The sequence below is a fragment of the Halovivax sp. genome (assembly GCA_007119345.1).
Classification (GTDB): Archaea; Halobacteriota; Halobacteria; order Halobacteriales; family Natrialbaceae; genus Halovivax.
Window position 1 is genome coordinate 21,266 of the sequence record SKPV01000049.1, and the last position, 7,329, is coordinate 28,594.

Annotated in this window: 7 protein-coding genes and 1 pseudogene; 6 read left to right on the forward strand and 2 right to left on the reverse strand. The window is 66.8% G+C overall.

The genetic code is table 11. The features are described 5' to 3' along the window. The first annotated feature begins 45 nt into the window (after nucleotides 1–45). Nucleotides 46–438, forward strand: a complete 393-nt coding sequence (locus QZT59_RS03790; RefSeq protein WP_290811542.1) for a secondary thiamine-phosphate synthase enzyme YjbQ — start codon at nucleotides 46–48, stop codon at nucleotides 436–438. 109 nt (nucleotides 439–547) lie between these two features. On the opposite strand, the gene QZT59_RS03795 is transcribed toward QZT59_RS03790, so the two are convergent. After that, nucleotides 548–1,216: a glycerophosphodiester phosphodiesterase gene (locus QZT59_RS03795; RefSeq protein ID WP_290811545.1), complete on the reverse strand. Its 669-nt coding sequence runs from the start codon at nucleotides 1,214–1,216 to the stop codon at nucleotides 548–550. 180 nt (nucleotides 1,217–1,396) lie between these two features. Between QZT59_RS03795 and QZT59_RS03800 the strand changes: the two genes are divergently transcribed. From QZT59_RS03800 to QZT59_RS03820, 5 genes are all read left to right on the forward strand, one after another. Next, nucleotides 1,397–2,113: an SDR family oxidoreductase gene (locus QZT59_RS03800; protein ID WP_290811547.1), complete on the forward strand. Its 717-nt coding sequence runs from the start codon at nucleotides 1,397–1,399 to the stop codon at nucleotides 2,111–2,113. Between the two features lie 201 nt (nucleotides 2,114–2,314). Beyond that, nucleotides 2,315–3,421: a branched-chain amino acid ABC transporter permease gene (locus QZT59_RS03805; protein WP_290811550.1), complete on the forward strand. Its 1,107-nt coding sequence runs from the start codon at nucleotides 2,315–2,317 to the stop codon at nucleotides 3,419–3,421. Next, nucleotides 3,418–4,836 carry a branched-chain amino acid ABC transporter permease gene (locus QZT59_RS03810; RefSeq protein ID WP_290811553.1) on the forward strand — a complete coding sequence of 473 codons (1,419 nt, stop codon included), beginning with the start codon at nucleotides 3,418–3,420 and terminating at the stop codon, nucleotides 4,834–4,836. Before QZT59_RS03805 ends, QZT59_RS03810 begins: the two co-directional genes overlap by 4 nt. After that, entirely contained in the window at nucleotides 4,829–5,659 is an 831-nt protein-coding gene (locus tag QZT59_RS03815; RefSeq protein WP_290811556.1) for an ABC transporter ATP-binding protein, read from the forward strand. The genes QZT59_RS03810 and QZT59_RS03815 overlap by 8 nt, the downstream gene beginning before the upstream one ends. Continuing rightward, entirely contained in the window at nucleotides 5,659–6,357 is a 699-nt protein-coding gene (locus tag QZT59_RS03820) for an ABC transporter ATP-binding protein (protein ID WP_290811559.1), read from the forward strand. Before QZT59_RS03815 ends, QZT59_RS03820 begins: the two co-directional genes overlap by 1 nt. A gap of 367 nt (nucleotides 6,358–6,724) precedes the next feature. On the opposite strand, the pseudogene QZT59_RS03825 reads toward QZT59_RS03820, so the two are convergent. Beyond that, nucleotides 6,725–7,329: pseudogene (locus tag QZT59_RS03825) on the reverse strand (ABC transporter substrate-binding protein); the annotation flags it as partial.

The following is a 7,329-nucleotide window of genomic DNA, read 5'->3' on the forward strand; positions in this document are numbered from 1 at the left end:
CCGCGCGTCGGTGCGTTTTTCGCCGACCGTGGCGGCCTGTTCGATATGGCTTTCGAGGTCTCCACCGACGACCGACTGACGACCGTCGACGTCACGGACCGCGTTCGAGAGCGCGTGCCCGGCGACTGCGAATCGGGCGTCTGCACCGCCTTCGTCGAGCACACCACGGCCGGCCTCGCGATACAGGAGAACGAACCCCGCTTGCGCGGGGATATCGAGTCGTTCCTCAGGGATCTCGTCCCCGACGGGGGCCACGCCCACGACGAGCTCGACGGCAACGCCGATTCCCACCTGCGGGCGTCGCTGTACGGCCCGTCGGCCTCGGTACCGATCCGGGACGGGGATCTCGCCCTCGGGACGTGGCAGTCGATCCTTCTCGTCGAGTGTGACGGCCCGCGCACGCGTCGGGTGTCGGTGACGACGGTCGACGGTCGGTGAGCGAGGCGACGTCTCCGCGGGCGACGGTTTTGCCGATCGTCACTCGGTGAGCGAGTCGACGCCTCTGCGGGTCGGGATCGCCGGGTGAGAGACGGCTCGTTCGGACACCTCAGAGCGACAGCGGTCGGTCGGACGAGACCGCGTCGACGCCCCTGAGACCGAGCGCTCGCGCCACGTACGCGTTCGGGGTCCCCCAGGCGTGCAGTTCGAGATCGACCGCGGCGGCTCGCTCGGGCAGTCTCGTCAGCGCGAAACGCCAGTACTTCGCGGCGAGGACCGAACAGCCGAGCTCGACGGCGGTCGTGACAGGGTGGCGCAGTTCGCGACGCGCCAGCAGGCCGGTCGGCCGTTCCGGATCGAGTTCGCGAACCCGACGCAACTCGTCGTGCAGGAACGAGGTGAGCACCACCCTGTTGGCGGGATCGACCGCGTCGAGCGTCGCGAGGACGTCGGCGGCCAGCCCGCGCTCTTTGAGCTCGCAGTTGACCGCGATTCCGGGGGGAAGCGCCTCGAGAGTCGCCGCCAGCGTCGGGATCCGTTCGTCGCTGGCGTCAACGCGGTGGGACCGAAGTTCCGCGAGCGAACGCTCGGACACGGCCCCCGATCCGTCGGTGACTCGATCGATCGTCTCGTCGTGGACGACGACCAGTTCGCCGGAGCCGCACCGCCGGACGTCGAACTCCACGGCGTCCGCGCCGTTCGCGCCGGCCGATTCGATCGCCGCGATCGTGTTCTCCGGCGCGACCGCCGCGAAGCCGCGGTGGGCGATGAGCCGCATTCGAACGCCGGTACGACGTCCACCGGCTTCAGCGAACCGACTCCGACACGGGACCATCGGCTTCGGCGAACCGACCCCGACACGGGACCATCGGCTTCGGCGAACCGACCCCGACACGGGACCATCGGCTTCGGCGAACCGACCCCGACATTGAACCGGCGTGCCGACGAAGCCGATCGCATGTCCCGGACCGCCGACTTCGACTTCACGGACACCGTCACGATCGTCACGGGCGCCTCCGGCGCGCTCGGCAGCGCGGCCGTCGAGCGCTTTCGGGCTGCCGATTCGACCGTCTGCGCCGTCGACGTGATCGAACCCGACGACGAGGACGCCCTGCTCGATCCGGACGACGTCGCGCACTTCTACCGGGCGGATCTCACCGACGAGGACGACGTCGAGCGCGTCGTCGAAGAGATCGCCGACGAGCACGGCCGTATCGATCACCTCCTGAACGTCGCCGGGACGTGGCGCGGCGGGCAACCGATCGCGGAGACGCCGCTCGAGGAGTACGAGCTACTGATGGACGTCAACCTCAAGACGGCGTTTCTGGCGTCGAAGCACGCCCTCCCACACCTGCGAGAGAGCGAGGGCGCCGTCGTGAGCGTGAGCGCGCGATCGTCGCTCCAGGGGGACGAGGGCGACGGACCCTACCGGATCACGAAGGCCGGGATCAGGCTGCTGACGGAGACGCTCGCCGCGGAGAACCTGGGAACCGTCCGGGCGAACTGCGTCATGCCGAGCGTGATCGACACGCCGATGAACCGCGAGATGATGCCTGACGCGGGTCACGACTCGTGGGTCGATCCGGCCGAGATCGCCGACGTCTTCGCCTTCCTGTGTAGCGAGGGCGCGTCGGCGACGAGCGGCGCCGCGGTTCCCGTCTACGGGGAGGCGTAAGCAACCGCCGACGGCCGCCGAGGCGCGCGTCGGCGTCGAAGGGCGAGCGGATGCCGCCGTCGAAGTACGAGGGGGACCGAGATCGGAAGTGCGAGGTCCGCGCCGGGTGTCGTGGGAATCGTGCGAGAGCGGGTGGGGGCGGGTGACGGACTAACATATAGCGTGAACTATTTCAATCACTCCCGCGGATACACGTTTAGAATGGAATCCGGACGCGTTCGGGAGTCGGTTTCGGACCTGACGTGGGAGGAGCGGTTCGGGCTACTCCTGGTGCTGGGTGTCGTGGTGATGGTTCTGGACCTCGTGAGGCGATTGGTCGTCGGCGAACTGGGGACCGGGAGATTTTCGACGTTCCTCTGGCGCGGTCTCGTCGACGGGTTGGTCATCGGACTCGCCGCGGTCGGGTTGTCGATGACCTACAGCATCCTCCGGTTCGCGAACTTCTCCCACGGCGATCTCGTGACGACCGGTGCGTTCACCGGCTGGACCGTCGCGTGGGTCATCGGCGGCATCGGGACGGCGGGTCTCGGATCGAGAATACTCGTGAACGCCGATCGGAGTACCTCCGCGCGCGAACTCGATCTCCACCTCTACGGGGAGCCGATCGCGATCGTGGCCGGACTCCTGTTCGCCGCGGTGGCCACGATCCTCGTCGCGCTGGCGATCGACCGACTCGTCTACCGGCGGATGCGTAACGCGGGCGGGATTCCGTTGCTGATCGCGAGCGTCGGCGTCGCGCTGGCGTTGCGGTACATCATCGTGTTCTTCTACGGGGAGCGAACGCGCGGCGTGGTGCGGAGCTCGCCGGTGTTCGACCACTGGGTGATCTTCTGGACGGATTCGGTCGCCGTCCACCAGCTCGTCCTGGTCGTCTCGGCGGTCTCGCTGATGGTCGGGCTCCACCTCCTGTTACAGTACACGAAACTGGGGAAGGCGATGCGAGCGATGGCGGACAACCGCGATCTGGCGCTGATCACCGGCATCCCGACCGAACGGGTGATCCTGGCGACGTGGGTGATCGGGGCCGGGCTGACGGGCGTGGCCGGCTACCTGATCGTCCTCGAACAGGAGACGCTGAACTTCAACACCGGCTGGTTCCTCCTGCTCTTGATCTTCGCGGCGGTGATCCTCGGCGGGATCGGCTCGATCTACGGGGCGATCGCCGGCGGCCTGATCATCGGGCTCGTCGACAATCTGATGCTCGTCTGGATCTCCGGCGACCTCACCCGCGTGGCCGCGTTCCTGTTGATGATCCTGATACTCATCTACAGGCCGCAGGGACTGTTCGGAGGTGTTGAAACCGCATGACGGACGACCAACCGGACGACGGAGCGGGCGGTTCGGAATCGCCGGACGACGGAGCGGGCGGTTCGGAATCGCCGGACGACGGTGGCGGCGCGCTCGCCGACCGGTTCGAGGCGCTCCCGCGCTGGCAGACGGACCTGCTGCTCATCGCCGGGACGTTGCTGGGGGTCTACGTGCTACTCGCCGGGTTCGGGCTGATCGCCGGGCTGGACACCGACGGGATCATCTCGACGCTCCGGGCCGTCACCTTCTTGGCGGCGGCGTACGCCCTCGTCGTCCTGGCGCTGAACCTCCACTGGGGGTACACCGGACTGTTCAACATCGGCGTCGCCGGCTTCATGGCGGTCGGTGCGTACACGATGGCGATGGCCACGGCCGACCCCGACGCGATCGGCACTCCGGGGCTCGGATTGCCGTTGGCCGTCGGCATCGTGCTCGGAATGATCGCGGCGGGACTGGTCGGGCTGATCGTGGTGCTCCCGGCCCTGCGGATCCGGGCGGACTACTTCGCGATCGTCACGCTCGCGTTCGCGGAGGTCATCCGGTTGCTGATCACCTCCGGGGCGCTTCGGGAATTCGAGATCGGCGGCCGCGAACTGGGCACCGGTGGCGGTGCGGGAATCTCGTTCCCGATGCTCGAGGCCGCCGTTCCGAACTGGATCCTCTATCGGGACGGCGACGCCGCCGAGGGGGCGAACCTATTCGGACAGCAGCTCCTCACGGTCACCAACACGCTCGGCATCGGACGGTCGAGGGTCGAGAACTGGCTGTACACCCTGACCCTGGTCCTGACCGTGGCGCTGGTGTTCTGGCTGCTCGTGCGCACCGGCAACTCGCCGTTCGGGCGGGTGCTGAAGGCGATCCGCGAGGACGAGCTCGCCGCGAAGTCCCTCGGCAAGAACACGAACCTGGTGAAGATCAAGGTGTTCGTCCTCGGCTGTGCCATCATGGGGCTCGCGGGCATGCTCTGGCAGGGCCGAAACGGCTACGTCGATCCCAACGCGTTCCTGCCGATCGTCACGTTCTACATCTTCATCGCCCTGATCATCGGGGGTTCCGGCTCGAACACCGGCAGCGTGGTCGGCGCGTTCGTCTTCGTCGGCCTGCTCTTCGAGGGGCCGCCGTACGTACAGCGGATCGTCCGTCAGCGGATCGACCTCCCGAGCCCGAACACCTCCTACGAGGCGGTGGTGAGCGCGGATCCGGTGGCGATGCTCGGCTACGTGGTCGCCGAACTTCCGAACGTCCGCTTCATCCTGTTCGGCGTCATCCTGATCCTCCTGATGATCTACCGTCCGGACGGACTGTTGGGCCACCGCAACGAGCCGGCGTCCCCGCTCGACCTGCGGCGGGAACGGCCGCCGAGCGCGGGCGCGAGCGCCCCGGCGCGGGCCGACGGGGGTGGTGACGATGAGTGACGTCGATTCGGAGGACGTGGCCGCGGACGACCTCAACGCCGACGGCGTCGCGTCCGGCCCGCCGCTCCGGGTTACCGACCTCCGGAAGACCTTCGGCGGGGTCGTTGCCGTCGACGGCGTTGATTTCGCGATCGAACGCGGCTCAATCACCGGACTGATCGGACCGAACGGGGCGGGAAAATCCACGACGTTCAACCTGATCACCGGCGTGCACGCCCCGGATTCGGGACAAGTCTTCCTGGAGGGTGAGGACATCACCGGGCTGCATCCGAACCAGATCGCCAATCGCGGGCTCGTGCGGACGTTCCAGATCGCCCGCGAGCTCAGCGAGATGACCGTTCTCGAGAACATGTTGCTGGCTTTCGAAGGCCAGCGGGGCGAATCCCTCTGGCGGTCGGTGACGCCGTTCGTGCGCGACGGAGTCGTCAAGCAGGAACGAGAACTGCTCGGACGGGTGTGGCGGACGCTCGAACTGTTCGAGATCGACCACCTCGCTCACGAACAAGCGGGGACCCTCTCCGGCGGACAGCGAAAGCTGCTAGAACTGTCTCGCGCGCTGCTAACCGACCCCGAGATCCTGTTGTTGGACGAGCCGATGGCCGGCGTGAATCCGTCCCTCGAGAACAAGCTGCTGGATCGAATCCACGAACTGAAAGCTGAGGGCTACACATTCCTGCTCGTCGAACACGACATGGACGTCATCATGGAAAACTGCGAACACGTGATCGTGATGCACCAGGGTGCGGTGCTCTCGGAGGGAACGCCGGCGGAGATTCAGGCCGACGAACGGGTCATCGAGGCGTACCTCGGGGGTGATGTCTGATGCTGGAAGTTTCAGAGCTGGATGCCGGTTACGGCGACCTCCAGGTGCTGTACGACGTCGATCTGGCCGTCGACGACGGCGAGTACGTGACGGTCGTCGGACCGAACGGGGCCGGGAAGTCGACGGTCATGAAGTCCGTGTTCGGACTGACGACGTACATGGGCGGCAGCGTCGAGTTCCAGGGCGAGGAGATAAGCGGCCACCGGCCCGAGGAGATCATCACCCACGGGATCGGCTACGTTCCCCAGAACGACAACGTCTTCCCGTCGCTGACCGTCCGCGAGAACCTCGAGATGGGTGCGTACATCCTCGACGAGGTCCCCCAGGACGCGCTGAACGCGGTCTTCGACCGGTTCCCGATCCTCGAAGAGCGTCAGGACCAGAAGGCCGGCACCATGAGCGGCGGCCAGCAGCAGATGGTCGCGATGGGCCGAGCGCTGATGCTCGAGCCCGACCTACTGTTGCTGGACGAGCCGTCGGCCGGGCTCGCCCCGGACCTCGTCGACGACATGTTCGACCGGGTCGACATCATCAACGAGGCGGGGACAGCGGTGTTGATGGTCGAGCAGAACGCGAAGGAGGCCCTGCGTCGGTGCGACCGGGGTTACGTGGTCGTGCAGGGACGCAACAGATACGAGGACGAGGGGGAGGTGCTGCTCGCGGACGAACAGGTCAGACGGGACTTCCTGGGCGGGTAACCGACGCGTCGCGCGTTCGCAGTCGTCGACGCTGTACGATCGTCTTCTCGCCGGCGTAGCTGCAACTGCTCGTTCTCTCGCTGGCGTAGCTGGGGTCGATCGTCGACTGGAACGTCTCCCCGATGGATCGTGGCACCTCCCCCGAGAGTGTCACCGGCGTTCGCCTCACTCTACACGATCGACACGTCCGGCGTTCGAGTCGGAACGAGCGGTCCGGTCGTTCGGTCGACCGGATCGACGGCCGGTGATCGGTACGTTCCTCGGCGGAGGGGTCCGAGGAGATGCCCGGGACCGTTCGGTCGCTGTCGTCTCGATCGAGCGCAAAAAGTGGTCGTGCGTGCTGAACCGCCGGCGGTTCGGTCTCGTCTCAGGCCTCGAAGTCGATGCTGTCGATGACCTCGATCTCGTAGTTCCCGAAGTCGTGGATGTCGTACGAGACGGCCGTCATGTCGCCGTTGTCGTCGAACTCGACCGGGCTCGAGGCACCCTGATAGTTGATGTCCTCGCCGTCGGCGGCCATCTCGACGGCGTCGGCGAAGTTGGACGGTCCGACCTCTTCGCCGCCGCCGCTCGTCACCGCTCGGACCTGTTCGCTCACCGTCGGTCCGTCGTTCTCGCCGCCGCGGAGGTTGGCGAGGATCTGGACCGCGCTCGCGTCGTACGCCTGCGCGTTGAACACGCCGGGGCTGGTACCGTACTCGTCTTCGTACAGCTCGTTGAACGCGTCGACCTCCGGTCCGGCGGCGGCGGGCGAGGTTCCGATGACGTTGTCCATCGGGTTGTCGACGTCGTCCGGGAGGCCCGGTTCGATCAGGCCGTCGGTAACCATCACGGGAACCTCGTCGAACTCCCCGTAGAAGTCCCGGAAGATCTGGATGCCGCTGACGGGGAACGCCACCAGCATGAGGAAGTCGGGATCGTCGCCGAGGGCGCTCTCGAGTTCGGACGTGTACGACGACTGTTCCGGTTCGA